Raw genomic sequence first — 18,145 nt, forward strand, 5'->3', positions numbered from 1 at the left:
TCTCAGTTATTAAAAAGCTTTTTGTTTTTTTCGCGCAGCTCTTCCATTTTTGAAGAGTTGCGAACTTTTTCGAGCAGCTCGATTTGCCGGTTCTTTTCACGCTCCATAATTTTGTATTGCGCCTCTTTCATACAATTCAATTGCTTGAAGAGTTTCATTTTCTTTTTGAGAAAGTCTTCCATCACACCTTTGACCAGCGCGTTGTCGACACCGGTAATCTGCTCCCCGGGTGCCAGTTCGATAACCTCGTCTTCACGGCTCGCCGGTGAAACTGCCACCTTGCCCGTGTTCACAAACACCCCGGCGGGAATGTCAGAGTCTTCATGCGGCTCAGCCGATTCATCGCCGGCACTCAACACAAACTCTGTGCCGCGAACCGCCGCAACCATCGTTGGGCTCTTAATCGCGTATTTAGAACCAGGTGCCATCGGTTTTGAAAATTTTGTGTAGCCCCGCCCGGCATCGAGTTCAACCGCGATATGCGTTTTTTTATCGGCCTCGGTCAGGTCGGCGAGTTTCACCGAAGTGTAAGGCGCCAGGTGCAGCACTGCACTCGGCCCGATCTGTATGTCGATCTTGCCCTTCTTGGTGAAAACGCGGTCGCTCTTGAAGAATAATGTCTTCACTTTCGCAGGCGAGGTCTTGCCGTCACGTTCAAAGAACGCCTCACCGCTTACGCTCAGCGCAGCAGCCAGAAGCTCTTTCGGCTTTTCTTGTGCATAAATAAGGGGGATTAACCCCGAAACTAAAACCAGTAACACTATTTTGGGCATGGGTTCTCCGTAGACGGCATATGGATGCCATAGGCATCCATATGCCGTCTACAAGATTAGACGTTTATCAGGGTGAAAAGGGAAAAAATTAAGGTATGACCGTAAAAGCTGCAGAGTTGAGCGTGGTCACGCCGGTATGCGTGACCGTGAAGGTGCCCGTAGCCTGGCTGTCACCACTCTGAAAATGGTTTGTGTCGGCACCGCCCGAGCAGAAGTATTTGTAAGTGCCGACCGGCAGCAAGTGTGTCACGCCGCCGGCACCGGTTGTGGTGCCGCTCGCCACTCCCGTATATACGGAGAGCGGCTGCATCGTGGCCGCGTAAGCCGTCGAATCCAGATCGGCGACATAGCACGCAAATTGCGCAGGAGTCGCAGGAAAGCTAAATGTATGTTGGCGAAATTGCGCAAGATTGGTGTTGGTGATGTTGAATGTCGTATTGCTATTGATAGAAATGCCAGTCGATTTGACACCGTAGAGGTTGCCCCCTGCAGTACTTGATTGTATCCACCCGCTGGCACCGCAGGCGCCGTTGGGGTTGGTAATGGTCACTGTCTCAGCGCCATATTGAACGGCAAAGTACAAGTCGTATGAGCCTGTCTCCAGTGCTGCGGGTGTGGCAGTTGGGCACCCGTTTGTGTCGACGCCGTTCATCACTAACGTCGCAGCGCCAGCACCGCTCGTCATGTCAGTGCCGGAGGTTGCACCGTTATTGTACTGCGCCGCGACGAGCGTTCCGTCGCGAAACAAAAGGGCACTGAATGGTTTGTTCTGGTGATTTGCGCCGAGGGTTGTGATATTGATGTTGAGTGTGAAGGTGTAGGTTGCCGGTGTTGTCGTCGCGGTCACCGCACGGTTATTCGTGGGTTCGAAGACCTGACCCGACTGCGTGCAGGCTGCGAGCAATGCGAGCGCTGCAAAAAGGGCATGTCTCATGGCCGGCGCGAAGACCAAGGCGATTGCTCTGCAATCGCCTTGGGTGCGTTGCCCGACGCCTCCCCTTCGACTACGCTCAGGGCAAGCGTGCGTCATGGCAGCGACCTCACGCAGCGGATGTGTTTCTTGGGCGGTTTCAACAGCGCGCCGAGTTCTGAATAATCTTTCTGTGACAGGCTCGGAAAGCCTGCAATGTAGTTAAAGCCCCATGCCGTATTGTAGTTCGGTGTGTTTGCGCCGGTGTTGGGCCCGGTAAGAGAATAGTTGGTCGATGCGGCAAAATCTTCGGCGAGCACATTCGGTGTCGGGAAAATAGTCGTGTCGATGGAAACTCCTACTGTGCCAAAAAGCGAGCGGTTGGCGATGCTCTTGAGTTCGTTAATCGTCGGCGCCCGCCAGCGGTAGCGGTCGTAAATTCCCGTGATCTGGTAGCCGTCGTATGCCTGCGCGTTGAGGCTGTCGCAATAGTTCAGCTGGTTGTTCCAGTAGTCATTCTCGTTGGTGAGAATGCCGTCGTCTGCGCAGGTAGGCGTGTCGAGCGTGCCACGCCGGCAGCGCTGCCAGCGCAGTTTGTTGACTGAATCGTTCACGACATGTGTGCCGAGCATCGTGACTGCGCTATTGACGATCACCACATACGCAGTGCCCGCCGTCAGAGAGGTTGTCAAAGTCGCGGTATAGCCAGAATGCGTCACCGCGGTAACTGCTGCGAGCGGTGAACTGCAGTCGAACGGATCAGCCGTAGGGCTGATAATGCAGTAATTGCCGAGTGACGTCGCCTGCGTTGAGTCGGGCACGCGGTTGAATGTTACCTGCACCGTTGTCAGGTTCGGCGAGGTTGCGCTCACGACATTAAAGGCAGGTGCGGCGGTCGGTGCGGCAGTGCGCAGCGGGCCGCTGAACAGCGCGCGCGACAGATTGAGAGGCACGGGCGCCGCAGTGATCACCGGTTGCACTTCGATCAGGCGCAGGTTATTGATGTCGTCTTGCGCTGAAGCCGTTGAAGTGTAATCGACGAGCACCTTGACAATCTTGCCGATTGCCGGCGCATACAGCACCTGGTTGGCTGTGTAGTTTTGTCCGCCGGCAAAGGTCGGCTTCAGTTCAATGTCGCCGTCACCGATGTCAGTTGCGATGCTGCTCGAGGTGTGGTTCACCAGTACTTCGTACACGTTACCCAAATCATAGAAGTACATACCATCTGTATACGGTGTCGCTGTCTGCCATTGGTCGCTGGCGGTGTTGACGTTGTTCACGAAGAGTTTATACGCTGTGTTCGCACCCATCGCGCTTCCCAGTGTCAGGCGGTAGGCGTTGGTACCCGCTGGCAAGGCGGTCGTAATCGTTGGTGATGAGACAGCGCAGGTCGTGGCAGTCGCTGCAGCGATACAGTAGTTGGCTGAATTACCAGCGGCTGTCGCGTTGGGTGTTCGTGAATATTGTACCGTGATCGAATAGCCATCGGTTTGCAGATCGTATGCAGGTGTCGCGCTCGTGATATTGAAGCCAGCGGTCGCTTCGTAGCCGGTGAAGGCTGCAGCCGTCGCGGTGAGTGTCGCGCCTGCTGCGACAACAGCAGGTGTAAGGCTTTGCGCCGCGGGCAACACGTCGGGGCCGGCAACGCAGCGCACTTTCTTGCGGTTGGTGGATATACGTTTCGATTCGAGCAATGCTCCGGTGCTGCCGCCTGCTCCCATTGAACCCTTCTTGAATTCGACGACGTAAGCATCAGAATAGTAGGTCTGGCCGCTCACGAGCGCTGAGATGCCTGTTGCTGTCCAGTAGCCTTTGCTGACAGCCGTATTGGGAAAAGGGCCTTCCCACAGAAATGGTGCAGAAGTCTGCGCATAGCCGTGAATCGCGGGTGCTTCGGGCGCCGATGCATGCGGTTCGGAAAATGTAAGCCCCGTAAACGTATTGCGTGCGCCATAGTCGACCAGCGATTCGAGTTCTTGCACGGTCGGCAGGCGCCAGTCGCGGCGGCCGCCATAACCCTGGCCAGCGTTCATGAGGTTGAGGGTCGAGCACGCATTAACCGCGCTGTTCCACGTGAAGTCGGTGGGCGCGTTGTAACACTTGTCGCCGACGTTCCAGAACGTCTGGCCTTCGCTGCAGGTTTTCCAAACCAGGCTCGTGACACTGTCGATCGAGTAGGGTTCGCAGGCCGCGGTGCCACCGACGACAGCACAATTCGTCGAGATGAGATTTTGTGGATGCGCACCCGTAACGAACCGGCGGCCGTTGACCATGCCGCCAGAAGCCGCGCCATAAATCGTGGGCCCGTGAAAGCTGCTCATCGGGTCGACAAAGCCGTTTTGCCCTGCGGGGTAATCTTGCGTGCCGACTTTCGGTTCACCGCCGTCTTCGACACAGGCCTCGCGCTCAATCCACTTATCCTGCCCCGGTGAGTAGTAGTAACATGCGTATTGCCCAGTGTGAACGACTTTGTAACGGCCTGAATCCCACTGAGCATAAAAAGAGAAGCGCGTCTCATTCGCCAATGGCATGTCGTCTAAGTTCTGCAGAGTGTCGTTGTTGAAGTCAAAGCCTATGAAGTTGTTCTCAGGCCACCGCACCCAGCCGAGCTGAATCGTGAGCGTGTCGTTCAAAAACGTCGTCGACGACCAGGTAAAGGTCGACCCCGAATTGGGTACTGTGAGCCAGATGATCTGGTTGCTCTGCAGGTCGCGCACATAAGTGTTGATGACGGGAGTAAGGCTCGTCGCCATTGTCATGTCGAACACGACACGAATCTGCGTGCCGTTGGCGCCGGTGACGGGCGAGACGGATGCGCCGTTGGCCGGCGTCGTGCTGAGAATTCGCGGGTTCACCTTTGCGCCGCGGCCCGAGATACTGTTCGCCGGCGGAGCGAATCGCTCGAAGCCACCCTGGCAGGCGCTGAACATGAATGCAGCGAGCGAAATTAGAGAAAGTTGTTTGAACATTATGGGACTATGGCTCCTATTAACTATAGCGGGCAGGCGGGCCAATGTGCCAAAATGATGGTGAACGACTGTTTCTTTTTGCGGAGCATCTCATTTCTGTTATGGATTCAAACCCGCAGCCAGGGGGAGGCCTGCTCACTTGAATTATGGTTGAAATTATGGGAACCTTTCTGTATCATTTGTCCATGGGTGTCCAAAATATGTCGGCCGAAAGTACCACGCTTGTCGCAATGCTCGAGGGATTACCAGAAGTCGGTCGCAAGCTTGCATACGAGAAAGCCCGTGAGGCTATCGAACTGGTAGCCGAAGACCAGATTTGGCAAGAGAAATTCAATAATAATCCGGCTCCATTGAGCTTTATCGCCGAGCGGATTAAGAAAGCCAAAGAAATCGGCGAAATTCAGCCATTTTAGTTTGGAATCATTCGCCACAGGCAATTTCTGGCGTTCTTTTAACGCTTTGCCCGAAGAGATTCAGGCTCTGGCCCGTCAGAAATTTGATCTCTGGAAACAAGACCCGTTTCATGGTAAATTGAATTTCAAGTGCGTTGATAAGGATAATGAAATCTGGTCAGTCCGTGTGAATTTGCAGTATCGTGCGCTGGGGCAGCGTGACGGCGATTCAATAATTTGGGATTGGATCGGCACGCATGCAGAATATGATCGCATTATAAGCAAATAGGCTCTGCGGTGGGCGGGCGAAAAAGTCCGAGCTGATCGTTCGCCAAACTCAAGCCCATAACGAACGCTATTTATCTGCCTTATCGATGGTGTGAATCAGATATTGCTCAGCGCTGCTCAGATTGTCGATGGCGCTGCGCAAGAGGTTCAGGAAAAACTGCGGATGCAGGCCGCCGGCGAGCTTGACCGCTTTCTTATCCATGATGGCGAGTGTGGCCGACAGCGACTTCACCTTAAAGGTCTGCAGGCGAACTTCAGATTCTGCCATGAGTTCGACGTCGCCAAAGAATTGGCCAGCGCCAAGTTCTGAACCTACGATAAATGCCTCATGGTGATCGAGACGCACAACTTCGCCCTCAAGCACGATGTACATATTGCCGTCGAATGCTTTACCCGCACGGTAGACATAGTCGCCGGCGCGCAGGTGGCGCTGAGGCATCGCCTTGCCGTGTTGAATGAGATCAAACATGGTCGTGTACCTTTTTCATCGCGCGTGCTGCGCGTTTCGCCACGACGCCGATCAGGTTGGCGAGAAAGCCCGGGTTGGTTTTGGCGAGCCACGCAAAAGTTTTGATGTCGATGCGCCCGAGCTTGGCTTCAGATGACAATACGCGCGCGCTCGCCGAGCGGGGGTTGGCGCGAATGAGGGCCATTTCGCCGAAGAAGTGGCCCTGAGAAAGTGTGCGCAGGGTACCGAGGCCAGATTTCGAAATTTCAATATCGCCAGAAAAAATGAAATACATAAAGCCGTCTGATGGGTCGCCTTCTCGAAACACGTACTTACCGTGTATAAGTCGCACCGGTTGTATTTTCTGTGCTTCACTCATTGTCTGAGTCCGTAGAGTCTGACAGCTTCGTTCTTGCCACGAAGCTGCGTCGTGGTCAGTTCATGTTTTTCGCAGGTAGGATATCCCGCCGTCACGGTGTTTTCGTCGACGATAATGTTGAACGCCGAATCTTTTGTCAGGTCTTGAATGCGCGCTGCGGTATTCACCGAATCACCCATGACGGCAAATTTGATCATGCGTTCTGAGCCGATGTTGCCGGCGAATATTTTACCTCGGGCAATACCGATGCCGAAACCATAAGGTACCTTGCCCGCTTCTTCGCGCTTGCGGTTGAGCTGTGTCATGTGGCTTTCGATGGCGAGAGCTGCGCGCACCGAGTTAGCCGCATCGGCCTCTTTCGGGAAAGGGCAGCCAAACGTGGCGAGAATACCGTCACCGAGTAGTTCGTTAATCGACCCGCCGTTGTCAAAGATGATGTCCATGAGGTCGGCGAACAGGCGCGAGATGCGTTCGGCGTATGCCTGCGGGCCGATCTTTTCAGCCATTGTCGTCGAACCGCGAATATCGAAAAACATGATCGACGCTTCTATGATCGCTCCACCGAGTTCGGTAGAAACCTCTTCGTTCAGAATTTTTTCGACAAGGTCGTCAGAAAAATAGCGCTGCAGACTTTTTTTCTCGCGCTCAAGCTTCAGGTTGAGTTCACGAATCTGCCGGCGGTAATCGACGCGCTCGAAGCCCTGCTGTATTTTCATCGAGAGCTCGGCGAAATTCAGCGGCTTCGGCAAGAAGTCGTCGGCGCCGGTCGACATGCAGACGATGCGAATCTCGGGCGAATCTTCTGCCGAAGTCATGAAAACCGGCATCGGTATCGGCCCGTCGGTATCTCTGATGTGTTTCAGAACTTCCATGCCGGGGTTGTCTGGCAGGTGCAGGTCGATAATCACCATGTCGGGTTCATTTCGCGTGAGGTAGGCGATGGCGCCGGTTGCGGTATCTACCGTGTCGACCTGGTATCCCCAGGCTTTAACATATGCTTCGAGTGCAGTTCGCTGCACGACCTCGTCTTCAACGATGAGAATCTTCTGCACGGCTGCCTATCGCTGCATCACCCGCGTTACGCCATCGCCAGCTGCGCGAACGGGTGCGTTTTCAGTTTAGCCATTGCTTCGGCTGACGCATGTCTGGCAATGACGTCGCCGGCGCCCCCGAGCCCTTGATAGAACTGCCGTGCCGCGGCGACGGCGGTGTCTTTCACAGCCATTGCCAAGAGCTGCGACGCCGAGACGGCAGCGATAAAGGTCAGCTTAGCCAGGTCGTCGGTGATGGTCGCGGGGGCACTGTCGTGTGAAATTTCCATCAGCGACTGGTAGATGTCTGGCAATTTCCAGTGCAGCGCTGCTTTTTTGCCGACTTCGGTATGTGTTATGCCATAAGACTGCTTCTCTAGCTGAATGAGGCTCCAGTTGTTTTTTTCACACGCGGCAATCATGTCGCTGTAATGCCCCTGCCTCTCCATGGCGATGATGTTCATGCCGATGCTGTGCAATAGCGCCGCGAGAAAGCATTCGTCGGCCTGCGACTTCAGACGGGTTTCAAATGCAACGTTCTGCGCAACGAGCGCGGCGAAAATCGGGTATTGCGTCAGGTAGCGCCTGAAAGTATCGCTCTTGTAGTTGGCGGCCATCGTCTTGGTGCTGAGGTAGATAACCAGATTCTTCGTCGCCTTTATGCCGAGCACCGCGAGCGCGTCGCGCAAAACCTTGACCTTGCCAGAGCGCCCGTAAAACGCGGAGTTCGAAATGCGCAAGAGTTCGGCGCTGATCGCTCTGTCGGGCACGACGATTTTCTCGAGATCAGCCGCGCCGTTTTTCGGATTATTCGCGTCGAACTGTATCACCTGAGCAACGATGGCAGGCAGAGGTGGTATCGCGATCTCTTGCATTCTGTTCAGCGTTTTCCCGGTAATTGGCGCGAAAAGCTATTTTCCCGTTGGCTTTGCCTAAACAGCCTGCGGGGTGCTGCTCAATGCGGCATTGCGCTATCGGGTAGGTTTATGCCATCGAGCTTGACGGCGATGCCTCTGTGCTGTGCTTCTATAGTAAAGTCGAGAATTGCATCTTTTATATCTTCTGCCATATAGCGGCATAGCGTACCGTCAATTTCGACTTGGGCACCGTCTGGAATATTTGCAAAAGTTTTCACGAGTCCGCCACGGTTGAGAAAACTCATCTCTTCTGAGAGCCTAATAGTGAAGCGCTTCTTACCCCGGTATTCGCTCTCGCTCATTGTATGGGCAACCTTGAAGGTCCGAAACAGAATGATGACCAAGGTCACTGCAAGGCCGATGCCGACCCCGGTCAGCAGATCGGTGGCGACTACCGCCGCGAGCGTGGCCAGAAAAGGCACATACTCCTCAGGGCCACGCGCCATTATCGACCGGTAGAGCTTCAGGTCGTTGAGCTTGATGCCCACAAAAATCAAGACAACCGCCAGGGCCGATAGCGGAATCATATTCAGTGCCACGGGAATCATCGCCACAGCAATCAAAAGTAGCAAGCCATGAAAGACGGCGCTGCGTTTTGATTGGGCTCCTGCGTTCATATTGGCGGTGCTTCTGACTATAACCTGCGTGCAGGGTAAGCCGCCCGCGAGGCCGCAGACCACGTTACCGACTCCCTGGGCAAAAAGTTCACGGTTTGGGGGGGATATCCGCCTTTTAGGGTCGAGTTTATCTGTGGCTTCGAGACTCAGCAATGTCTCGAGGCTTGCAACGGCCGCGATGGTCAGGGCAATGACCCAGACTTTGGCATTGCCGATTTGTGAAAAGTCGGGCAGCGTGAGGTGCACCAGCAGTTCTTTGGGGTTGTCGGTCACGGGCACTTTGACGTACTGCGACGCTTGGTCGAGCGTGAGCGCAGAGATTTCCCGAAAGAAGGCTGCGAGTGCGATGCCGGCAAGTACAACGATCAGTGATGGCTGTAAAAGGGCGCCGAACCGTGTTTTGCTTGCGCGCAGTTTTGGTATAAGAATATACAAGGCCGCGCCGCTGAGGGCAATCAGCAGCGTGCCAGGGTGTATGCGTTTGAGCGCTTCGGCGAATCCGCCTTGAAACAGGTTTTGCACACCGGCAATACCCAATGCATGCGGCAGCTGCTTGATGATGATGATCACGCCAATCGCCGAGAGCATACCCTTGATAACCGACGAGGGAAAAAAATACGAGAGGGTGCCGAGGCGCAAGATGCCAGCCAGTATCTGTATACACCCGGCGATCAGCGTGGCGAGCAAGAATGGTTGCCAACCGAGGGCCGCTATGCCGCCGAATACGATAACCGTCAGCCCCGCAGCAGGGCCACTGACCCCGAGGGCCGACCCGCTGAGCGCACCGATGATAACTCCACCGACGACTCCGGAAACAATGCCCGCGAAAAGTGGTGCACCAGAGGCGAGCGCAATGCCCAGGCAGAGCGGCAGCGCCACCAGAAAGACCACGAACGATGCTGTCAGGTCGGGCAGCAGGCTACGTGTCATGGCTTGGTTTTGTGGCATATACCCCAATGGCGTGCAGAAACGGATTCACCGCGTAAATCAATTGCAGGTGGCCGAAACCTCGGCAGAATTACAATTGCCGCAGCGTAGAAGCTTTCACCTCTAGTTGACAGGCAGGCCTTCAATACTGCGGCCGAGTTCAGCGAAATGCAGACAGCACGAATCAAATTTGGGGCCCTGGTGTCGCTTTCTGTCAGCACTCTGTTGCTCATTGTCAAATTCATCGCGTATTACCTTACCCATTCGCAGGCAATTTTCTCTGATGCGCTCGAAAGCATCGTCAACGTGGTTGCGGCGAGCCTCGCCCTTTTTGTCATCTACATCAGCTCAAAACCTGCCGATCGAAATCACCCCTACGGGCACGGCAAGGCAGAATATTTCAGCTCAACGGTCGAAGGTGCGCTCATTTCATTTGCCGCCGTCATGATCGGCATCGAAAGCGTGAATGCCCTAGTTTCGGGGCAGAGCATCTCTCGCCTTGACACCGGGCTCGCCCTCATCGTTGCTGCGGGCGTCGCCAACGCGCTGCTCGGCCTCTACCTTGTGAATATCGGCAAGAAGAGCCAATCGGCGGCCCTCGTCGCGAGCGGCAAACATGTGCTTTCTGATTCTTACACGAGCGCGGCGGTGATTGTGGGGCTCGGTGCCGTGAAGTTCACGGGCATCAGGGAATTCGATGCGGTCGCGGCCCTGGCTGTCGCCGCAGTTCTGGCATTCACGGGTTTCAGGCTCGTGCGCGATTCAGTGCATGCCCTTATGGATGCCGAAGATACGGCCCTCGTCGATCGTATCGCGAAGGCATTCACCGAGAACCGCCAGCCTGGCATCATTCGAATTCACCACACCCGCGTCATTCGCGCAGGTAAATACCACCATATCGATGCGCACGTCGTGGTACCAGAATTCTGGAGCGTTTCGACGGCGCATGAACAGACGGCGCAGTTCGAAGCCGACGTGATGCAAAACCATGACCACCAGGGCGAAATTCATTTTCACATCGATCCGTGCCGGCGCGTCTATTGCCATGCCTGCGATCTTGAGGATTGCAAAATCAGGCGCGAGCCTTTTGCCGCTCTGATTCCTTTTAGCTTTGCCGAACTGACTTCACCCACCGAGCCCGAAGAACTGCAGCACCCGCCGCCGCCTGCTAATCTGGTTTAAGCCAGATTTCGGGCGTGACCGTGAGCTCGGTTTGCCCGTCTGCAAAGGTAATTTCGCTGTCTTGTATTGTGCAATAGAGCTGCATGGTGCGCTCTGCCAGTTGTGCCAGATTCTTGATTTGCCCGTCGGGCAGAAACAGCACGCTCAGGTTGTCAAACCGCCCGAGGTCGTTCTGTATCGACTGCCACCAGGGCTTCGAACGACCGAGCCCGTATGAGTAGATGAAGACGTTTCGTGCCCGTGCGCAGGCTTTGCGAATTCGCTTCTCATCGGGGTGGCCAATGTCTATCCAATCGAGAATTTCGCCCGATAAATTCTTGCGCCAGAGCGCCGGGGTGTCTTCGGTGCTCACGCCCCCTGCAAGCTCCAGCGCGGGGTCGGCGTGCATACCAAAGACCAGCAGCCGCACCATCATGCGCTCGTCGGTCTCTGACGGGTGCCGCGCGAGCGTCAGCTTATGCTGCTCATAATAGTCGCGGTCTGTATCGGTTACCTGCAGGTCGGCTTTGAAGATTGTCGATTTGATCGCCACGCGATAAACCGATCGTGTGATGAAAACTTTGCGTAAAGCGCATTCGCCGGTCGTCAATTCAATTGGCTTTCGTCGTGTTGACCTTAACCAGAAGGTAGCGGCCGTCCGATTCTCTGAGCCGACCTTCTTTCAGCATACACGCGAGCGCCCGGCTGATCGATTCAGCCGAGGTGTTCAAAGCCCGGGCGATCTGGTGCTTTCGCATCGGTAACGCGACCCAATCAGCTCTGGCACCGATCTGGTGCAGATAGTTTTCAAGCCGCGATTTAACCGGCAGCGAAGAATTTGTCGCCTTTGAAATTGCCACCTCTTTTAGCGTACGCATGACATAACCTGAGAAGATGAACATCCATTCGGGGTCTTTCTGCAACACGCGCAAAAAGCGCTGCGCAGGCCAGAACAGAGCCCGCCCCGGTTGCAGCGCAGTCAGCGTGGCGATGTAGCGCACGTCATTTGACGTATCGAAGAGGGGAGGCACACCCGCAAGTTCGCCGGGACCGTATATTTTGATCACGCCTTCGGTTCCGTCTTCACCTGTCATGTGCCACTGATAACAGCCAGATTCAAGAAGAAAGACACCACGGTAGGGCTCTTGTTCGCGAAATACGGCCTCGCCTTTGGTAAACTGCACCTTGCCGCAGGCCATGCGAAGTTCTGCCGCGACTGCCGTTGGCAGTGCCGCCCAAAAATCATTGCGGGCTTCAGTAGCTCTTAAACCCATTATCTAGCATGAAGGCTGTGATGCTTCGCTTTGAAAAGTAGAAAATGCGTGCCCGGAAAATCAGCGCCAAATGCCGCCAAAACGGTGCAACAGGCCCGTTAGGGCAAATAGTATCGAAATTACAGTAACGAGGGTGATATGAATCGCCAGATTGCCGAGTGAGGCTGCGGTCAGCCCAGGGATAATGCGCAGTCGGGCGTGCAGTGCGAGACCCAAAGTCAGAGCGAGAAGAACCAACTTGGTCGCTATCGTGCGAGAGCCTGCCGAATTCAGGGAAAACCAGAGAGAAATATCGGGAACCTGTTGGTACGCGAGCCAAATACCGGTGAGTATAAGTAGCAGCAAAGCTGGTACTCCCACTCGTTCAAAATACTTTTCGAAATCGGTAATGCGCGTATGGTCACGCGATTTCAGCGCCGGCAGAAGCACGGCGCTGAACAGCACGATGTGGCCGCCTGTCCAGATTGTCGCGCAGAGCAGATGCACGGCAAGCACGAATGGATAGTTCACGGTTTGCCCTTCCCGGTTTCTTGTTTTGCGACCGCGGCGATGTAGCGCATGTCTTCCATGATAATGTGTTCGGTCAGCCAGGTTTCCATGAACTCGGCGAGTTCGTTTTCTGTTAAGAGGCCCTTATCGAGTTGGGCGCTCAACAGGTTGATGCGGGTTCGCATGAACTCATGCATCTTCTGATGGTACATCAGGTGTTCGTAGTTGATCTTTTCCATGATGACTTCTTCGAACGCGAAATGTTCGTTGGCATAACAAACCAACTCGTCGAGCACGGCTTTAAGGTTGGCCTGGCCTGAACTACTGCGTACAGATTCTGCAAGTGTTGCCGCGAGAGCGAAGAGATGTTGGTGCTGCGCGTCAATTTCAGGAACCCCGACCGAGTATTCAGAGCGCCATTCAGGCATTTCCATGGTTTCCCCCTTTGGAGGTAAGCGCCGGAATGTAGCGCATGTCATCTCTGAGTATATGCAATTTCAGCCAATTGCGTAAGAACTCTGCCAAGTCACGCGGGTCTAACCGACCCGCCTCAACTTCACTGCTATACTGCAAAATTCGGTCGCTCAACCTATCGTGTGATTGGCGGTGTTCTTCTAAGTGAGCGTAGCCTGCCCGCTGCATCAAAAGCTCTTCGTACGAAAAGTGCCTGCGGGCGTAAGCTGAGAGCTCGCTCAGAAGCTGCGGTAACGGGATCATTTCGCTCTGGCCGAGAATGCCGCGAATGAAGCGGTTGGTCAATTCAAAAAGGTAACTGTGCTGTGCGTCAATTTCTGGAATTCCCGTTGCATAGTCTGCGTTCCATTCGAGTGTTTCCATTTTGACTCTTAGCCGGGTTTGCCGTCGACGCGGGGTTGCCACAGCACATTTGCATACATTAATGAAAAGATGAAAAAGGCGGCCAACCAAAAGAGGCCAGACCAGGTATAGGCGGTAAGCGGCATGCCCGCAAATACTAAACCCACCCGAATGAAGAGTGCGCCATGAATCAGAACGTAGGCAATATTGACCGGTATGCCGGCATGAATCTTTCGACCCGTATGGCCCAGCGCGACCCGGGTCATCATGCCAAATATGAAAATGGCTGCTGCACCTATACCCAGTACATGCCAGGCAGGCGAAAGCGCAGCGCCACCCGCGAGCGCTGCCGCCAGCATCACAAGACCCAGCAAAAGCCACAGATAGCCCGAGAACAAAATGGCGAGAATCGGCCGTCGCACTGACGCGACCGGGTTCCACCCAACCCAGCGTACTGAATTCAGACCGGCAAGAAGTAGCAGCCCGGCCGCGGCAATGTACCGCAGCACGTCGTGCAGTGGCAGCAGAGCGTAGACCGCCACCGTGGCGAGCGTGGCAGAAAAAATGGCATTTTCGAGACGCTGCGAAATTTTGGGCTTCGCCTCGGGGATTGCGATCGAAGTAAAAAAAGGAAGAATTCGCCCGGCGATAACTACAATGAAGGCCATAATGAGCAGTAGCGAAACGTGTATCAGGTGTTGCGCCGGTAGATTACCTTGAGACCAGATCAACGCTACAGCCGTCGCTGCCTGCGCAGCGACAAACAAAGCATACAGATAAACAACCTTGTGATTGTGCTTCTGCGCTGGCTGCAGCAGCGGGCGCATTCGCGTTAACGCGTAAGCCGATGCCAGAACGTCCATGGCCACGGCGGCGATGAGCAGAGGCGCAGGCAAGAACCAGGCGAGCCTACCAGCCAGCCAGCCGGCAAAGACCAGGGCGAGCGGGCCTTTTGTGAGCATTTGCTGCCCACACCAGTTTTGCCCCGCTGTGAATAAAAAGCCCAGAATAGCTGCTCGGCTGAAGCCGAAGACCATTTCGTAGCTATGCCAATGCGTTGCGGCGATTGCCGTTGGCAGAATGTCAGAGCCTGAGAGTTTTGTCAGCCAGACAGAAATAACGAAAAGCGCATGTAGCCCGGTCGCGAGAAAGAACACGCGAAACGCGGTAGCGAATACCGGTAGATCGAACATACTGGCAGTGTACGCAGATTTACCGGGGTCGCCCTTGATCGCGATCAATAATCGCGGATTTTTTCCCGAAAATTTTCTACGCTAACGCTGAGCCCCGCGTGCTGCAGAACGATCTCGCCCTGCGGTGACAACAGCGAAAATACCGAAGAATGTGCGTATTCATAGTTGCTGGTGCCTGGCTCCGCCGCAGGCTGTTTCTTGTAGTTTACCCCGAGCGCGGCCGCGACTTCACGAATGGGTTCTGGCTTGCCGGTCAGCAAAACAAAGGAATCGGTGAGCCGCATCTTTTCGATGAATTTTCGAAGGTTAGCCGGATTATCCCTTTCATGATCGAATGAAATCATCAGAAATCGGGTATTGGCCCGCTGCCTGGCAGAAAGGCTCTTTTCGAGTCTCAGCATTTCTGCCGCAATGCGGGGGCAGATTGCGGTGCAGGTTGCGTAGAACATTGCCACGACGACGTATTTTCCCTGCAACTGGTGCAGCATCATCTGCTTGCCGTTCTGGTCAGTGAACATATCATGAAACTGGTACAGCGAAGCTCCGGAGAGTTTGCCTGCCTCCATCTTGTGGTGGGCATGCGGATCTTCTTCTTTTTTGCAGCCAATCGCAGCAGTTGCGCAAGCGACTGCTGCGATGAGCGAAATAATCGTTTTCATTATTTATCCTTGGCACACCGGAAGCCGAGGTTATTGCCGGTGTAATTTCCTTTTAGAGAGCTGCGCATTCCATAGCGCATGTAGGTTGCATAATTGCGCAAGTCATTGCCCGACAGGGCTGTGGCTCCGCAAAATAGATTGGATTCGGTATCGGTATCGGAGCGCGAATCACCCGTCACGGTGGAAGAGTTGAAATCGTCGACCCATTCCCAGATGAGACCGTGCAGATCGTTTACACCCTGGGGGCTGACGAGCCCCGAACCTATGAGCCCCCCGTTCAACTGGTCGTTGGGTTTGCCAAACCATGCGAGAATTTTTGCGTTCACTTCGCTCTGCTGGTCCCATTTGTTGTAGGTCGCGGCGAATTCCCATTCGTAGAGCGTCGGCAGGCGTTTGCCCTGCGCGGCGCAATAGGCCCTGGCGGCATACCACGACACCTGGGTCATGACGGTATGCGCCGAGGGTACAGCGAGATTGACGGTCTTGAGATAACCCTGATCAGCTTTGATCGGTGCCGTATTCGCCTTTGACCACGCCGGGTTGGCAGCGACAAAAGCGGCAAAATCGGCGACACTCACAGGAAAACGATCGAGCTGAAACGATTTGACCCTGACGGCCTTTTCTTCTTTGCGAAGGTCAAAGGGCCGAAAGGTGCCTGTCGGGATACGCACCATTGGCGTATCCCGGGCAAAAAGAGCGGCGCAGCAAACAGCCAGGCCTAGAATTGTGAGTCTGCGTCTCAGTGCACGCTCCGCTGAGCAGCGACTTCTTGCGGCGTGACTACTCCGCCCGAGTTGCCCCATGCATTCAGCACAAAGGTCAGAACATTGGCGACGTCTTCGTCACTGAGGCCCAATGCAGGCATCACGCTGTCATACTTCTCTTTGTTGACAACGATCGGGCCGCTCTTGCCTTCGAGTAAGACTCTGATCGCACGGACTTTGTCTGCGTTCAGGTAATCAGACTTAGCCAACGGGGGAAAAGCCTTGGGCACGCCCTGGCCTTCGTTCATGTGGCAAGCCTGACAGGTTGTGCCATAGATGCGCTTGCCTTCGGCGATTCGCTCCTCTTTCGATTTCGCAACCGCCTGGGTTGCCTTTTCAGCTGGCATTGTCTGCGTCGCGCCGCCTTCGCCGAGGTAAACAGTGTCGGCCTGCTTGCCCGAGTAGATCGCCGCGTTTTCAGGGCCTTCTGCCTTCAAAATGCCCAGCGCTCCCTTGTTGAATGTGCGAAAGATCGAGTGATCGACGATGACATAGTTGCCGGGTACATCCATCTTGAAGTCGACGATCGCAGAGCCGCCAGCAGGTACGAGTGTGGTCTGAACGTTCTTCTGGTTCTTTTCTGTGCCACCTTCGGTATAGACCTGATCGAATATTTCACCGATCACGTGAAACGACGATACCAGATTCGGTCCGCCATTGCCGACGTAGAGGCGCACAGTTTCACCGACTTTGGTTTTCAGTGCCTTGTCGCCGGTCATAGAGCCGACCGATCCGTTAAATACAACATATTCAGGTCTCTCATCGAGAGCCTTATTCATGTCGAAAGGCTGCAGGCCTGTCTGGCCGTTCTTACCCTTGGTGTAGAATTCTGACTGCATCACATAGAATTCTTTGTCGACTTTGGGCAATCCACCTTTGGGTTCGACGAGAATGAGGCCGTACATTCCATTGGCGATGTGCATACCGACCGGGGCTGTCGCGCAGTGGTAGACATAGAGCCCCGGATTGATAGCCTTGAACGAGAACTTTGAGCTATGGCCAGGTGATGTCAGCGACGCCGCGGCGCCGCCACCCGGGCCTGTGACAGCGTGCAGGTCGATATTGTGTGGCATTTTGCTCGTGGGGTGGTTAGACAGCGTGAATTCAACATCGTCGCCTTCGCGCACCCGAATCATCGGGCCGGGAACCGTGCCGCCGAATGTCCAGAAGGTGTATTCGACACCATCGGCGAGCCTGCCCTTCAGCTCTTTGGTCTCGAGTTCGACAATGACCTTGGCATTACCGCTGCGGTCGATGCGCGGTGGCACTTCGGGTGCATGCGTCAATACAGCCTTTTCGGTCTTTGTGCCGCAGGCAAGAAACATGGGAGCCAGTAGAGCCAGAGCTATTAATGCGGCTCCCCGGTGTAATGTGTGTTTTGTGGTTTTCATAAATCCTCCTGAACTTCGCATTAATTATAGACCAATTTATCCTTAATGTCTTTGACTTGAATCAAGACTATGCTCAAATATTTGTGTTCGGCGGGCTGGTTAACGCAATCATGGTGGTGTTCACTATGAATTCGATCGATTTCACAGGCCTGTCTGGGCCCAGCGCAGAAAAGCTGCGCGAACTGGCCCACTACCGCCGTTTCAGCCGCAATGAGGCGGTCTTTCGCGAGGGCGACCGCTATACTGGCCCTTACCTCGTCGCCGAAGGACAATTCAAAATATTCATGCTCGGTGACGAAGGCAAAGAGTCGATTATGCATATTTTTCGCGTCGGCGAGTTGATCGCAGGGGGCCCGATGCTTCTTGGGGGTGCCGGATATCCGGCGTATTGCTCAGCGCTGTCTGACGGGTGCCTGATCGCCTTTGAATATGATCGTCTGAAGAAACTCATCGTGACCGACGAAGTCATCAATACTTTTTTCGTGAGCAAGAGCGTGATGCTGATTCCGCGCTTGAAAGAGAAGATCGAAAATTTGACCCTTAAGAACGCCGAGGGCCGTATCTATGCATACCTCAAGTCGCTGGGTGCCGATAAGGGGCCGATTGAACTCGACGTGCCGAAGAACCAAATTGCGGCGCTGCTCGACCTGACGCCCGAATCGGTGAGCAGGGTGTGCAACCAACTCGTCGCCAAAGGGTTACTCGAAACGAACGGCAAGACATACCGCCTGCGCGAACAATAATGGG

At 54.7% G+C, this 18,145-nt stretch carries 21 protein-coding genes; 4 read left to right on the plus strand and 17 right to left on the minus strand.

Annotated features, from left to right (window positions below; genetic code table 11):
* Positions 1 to 2: 2 nt before the first annotated feature.
* The 3 genes from TURPA_RS10250 to TURPA_RS10260 all read right to left on the minus strand — a co-directional run bounded on the left by TURPA_RS10250 (position 3) and on the right by TURPA_RS10260 (position 4,652).
* Positions 3 to 773, minus strand: a complete 771-nt coding sequence (locus tag TURPA_RS10250) for a FecR family protein (RefSeq protein ID WP_014803232.1) — start codon at positions 771 to 773, stop codon at positions 3 to 5.
* An 88-nt stretch (positions 774 to 861) separates the two neighbouring features.
* Complete coding sequence (locus TURPA_RS10255; protein WP_041948448.1) at positions 862 to 1,707, minus strand: hypothetical protein; 846 nt, start codon at positions 1,705 to 1,707, stop codon at positions 862 to 864.
* A 92-nt stretch (positions 1,708 to 1,799) separates the two neighbouring features.
* Positions 1,800 to 4,652, minus strand: a complete 2,853-nt coding sequence (locus tag TURPA_RS10260) for an Lcl C-terminal domain-containing protein (protein WP_014803234.1) — start codon at positions 4,650 to 4,652, stop codon at positions 1,800 to 1,802.
* Positions 4,653 to 4,798: 146 nt separating this feature from the next.
* On the opposite strand from TURPA_RS10260, the gene TURPA_RS10265 reads away from it, so the two are divergent.
* Both TURPA_RS10265 and TURPA_RS10270 read left to right on the plus strand, forming a co-directional pair.
* Positions 4,799 to 5,065 (plus strand): hypothetical protein, encoded by a 267-nt coding sequence (locus TURPA_RS10265; protein WP_014803235.1) that lies wholly within the window; start codon positions 4,799 to 4,801, stop codon positions 5,063 to 5,065.
* Position 5,066: 1 nt separating this feature from the next.
* Positions 5,067 to 5,333: a ParE family toxin-like protein gene (locus tag TURPA_RS10270; RefSeq protein WP_014803236.1), complete on the plus strand. Its 267-nt coding sequence runs from the start codon at positions 5,067 to 5,069 to the stop codon at positions 5,331 to 5,333.
* Between the two features lie 66 nt (positions 5,334 to 5,399).
* Here the strand turns inward: TURPA_RS10270 and TURPA_RS10275 are convergent, their stop codons facing one another.
* The 5 genes from TURPA_RS10275 to TURPA_RS10295 form a co-directional block, all read right to left on the minus strand.
* Complete coding sequence (locus TURPA_RS10275; RefSeq protein ID WP_014803237.1) at positions 5,400 to 5,801, minus strand: cyclic nucleotide-binding domain-containing protein; 402 nt, start codon at positions 5,799 to 5,801, stop codon at positions 5,400 to 5,402.
* Positions 5,794 to 6,159 carry a Crp/Fnr family transcriptional regulator gene (locus TURPA_RS10280; protein WP_014803238.1) on the minus strand — a complete coding sequence of 122 codons (366 nt, stop codon included), beginning with the start codon at positions 6,157 to 6,159 and terminating at the stop codon, positions 5,794 to 5,796. The genes TURPA_RS10275 and TURPA_RS10280 overlap by 8 nt, the downstream gene beginning before the upstream one ends.
* Positions 6,156 to 7,211: an adenylate/guanylate cyclase domain-containing protein gene (locus TURPA_RS10285; protein ID WP_014803239.1), complete on the minus strand. Its 1,056-nt coding sequence runs from the start codon at positions 7,209 to 7,211 to the stop codon at positions 6,156 to 6,158. Before TURPA_RS10285 ends, TURPA_RS10280 begins: the two co-directional genes overlap by 4 nt.
* 26 nt (positions 7,212 to 7,237) lie before the next feature.
* Complete coding sequence (locus TURPA_RS10290; protein WP_014803240.1) at positions 7,238 to 8,065, minus strand: HDOD domain-containing protein; 828 nt, start codon at positions 8,063 to 8,065, stop codon at positions 7,238 to 7,240.
* A gap of 80 nt (positions 8,066 to 8,145) precedes the next feature.
* Positions 8,146 to 9,672, minus strand: coding sequence for a SulP family inorganic anion transporter (locus TURPA_RS10295; protein WP_083847773.1), 1,527 nt, complete (start codon positions 9,670 to 9,672; stop codon positions 8,146 to 8,148).
* A gap of 147 nt (positions 9,673 to 9,819) precedes the next feature.
* On the opposite strand from TURPA_RS10295, the gene TURPA_RS10300 reads away from it, so the two are divergent.
* Positions 9,820 to 10,833, plus strand: a complete 1,014-nt coding sequence (locus tag TURPA_RS10300; RefSeq protein ID WP_014803242.1) for a cation diffusion facilitator family transporter — start codon at positions 9,820 to 9,822, stop codon at positions 10,831 to 10,833.
* Here the strand turns inward: TURPA_RS10300 and TURPA_RS10305 are convergent.
* The 9 genes from TURPA_RS10305 to nirK form a co-directional block, all read right to left on the minus strand.
* On the minus strand, positions 10,820 to 11,365 hold the full coding sequence (locus TURPA_RS10305; RefSeq protein ID WP_014803243.1) for a YaeQ family protein: 546 nt from the start codon (positions 11,363 to 11,365) through the stop codon (positions 10,820 to 10,822). The two genes, TURPA_RS10300 and TURPA_RS10305, sit on opposite strands and share 14 nt — an antisense overlap.
* Before the next feature lie 58 nt (positions 11,366 to 11,423).
* The gene (locus tag TURPA_RS10310; RefSeq protein ID WP_014803244.1) at positions 11,424 to 12,086 is read right to left on the minus strand and encodes a Crp/Fnr family transcriptional regulator; all 663 of its coding nucleotides are present in this window, start codon (positions 12,084 to 12,086) and stop codon (positions 11,424 to 11,426) included.
* Between the two features lie 60 nt (positions 12,087 to 12,146).
* Positions 12,147 to 12,596, minus strand: coding sequence for a CopD family protein (locus TURPA_RS10315; protein ID WP_014803245.1), 450 nt, complete (start codon positions 12,594 to 12,596; stop codon positions 12,147 to 12,149).
* Positions 12,593 to 13,003 (minus strand): bacteriohemerythrin, encoded by a 411-nt coding sequence (locus tag TURPA_RS10320; protein WP_169314411.1) that lies wholly within the window; start codon positions 13,001 to 13,003, stop codon positions 12,593 to 12,595. The genes TURPA_RS10315 and TURPA_RS10320 overlap by 4 nt, the downstream gene beginning before the upstream one ends.
* The gene (locus tag TURPA_RS10325) at positions 12,996 to 13,412 is read right to left on the minus strand and encodes a bacteriohemerythrin (RefSeq protein WP_014803247.1); all 417 of its coding nucleotides are present in this window, start codon (positions 13,410 to 13,412) and stop codon (positions 12,996 to 12,998) included. Before TURPA_RS10325 ends, TURPA_RS10320 begins: the two co-directional genes overlap by 8 nt.
* An 8-nt stretch (positions 13,413 to 13,420) precedes the next feature.
* Complete coding sequence (locus tag TURPA_RS10330; protein ID WP_053332168.1) at positions 13,421 to 14,632, minus strand: NnrS family protein; 1,212 nt, start codon at positions 14,630 to 14,632, stop codon at positions 13,421 to 13,423.
* Complete coding sequence (locus TURPA_RS10335) at positions 14,629 to 15,243, minus strand: SCO family protein (RefSeq protein WP_014803249.1); 615 nt, start codon at positions 15,241 to 15,243, stop codon at positions 14,629 to 14,631. Before TURPA_RS10335 ends, TURPA_RS10330 begins: the two co-directional genes overlap by 4 nt.
* Positions 15,243 to 15,917, minus strand: coding sequence for a formylglycine-generating enzyme family protein (locus TURPA_RS10340; protein ID WP_053332169.1), 675 nt, complete (start codon positions 15,915 to 15,917; stop codon positions 15,243 to 15,245). Before TURPA_RS10340 ends, TURPA_RS10335 begins: the two co-directional genes overlap by 1 nt.
* 65 nt (positions 15,918 to 15,982) lie before the next feature.
* On the minus strand, positions 15,983 to 17,398 hold the full coding sequence (gene nirK / locus TURPA_RS10345) for a copper-containing nitrite reductase (RefSeq protein ID WP_014803251.1): 1,416 nt from the start codon (positions 17,396 to 17,398) through the stop codon (positions 15,983 to 15,985).
* A gap of 125 nt (positions 17,399 to 17,523) precedes the next feature.
* On the opposite strand from nirK, the gene TURPA_RS10350 reads away from it, so the two are divergent.
* Positions 17,524 to 18,141 carry a Crp/Fnr family transcriptional regulator gene (locus TURPA_RS10350; RefSeq protein WP_169314412.1) on the plus strand — a complete coding sequence of 206 codons (618 nt, stop codon included), beginning with the start codon at positions 17,524 to 17,526 and terminating at the stop codon, positions 18,139 to 18,141.
* The last annotated feature ends 4 nt before the right edge of the window (positions 18,142 to 18,145 follow it).

Source organism: Turneriella parva DSM 21527, from assembly GCF_000266885.1.
Classification (GTDB): Bacteria; Spirochaetota; Leptospiria; order Turneriellales; family Turneriellaceae; genus Turneriella; species Turneriella parva.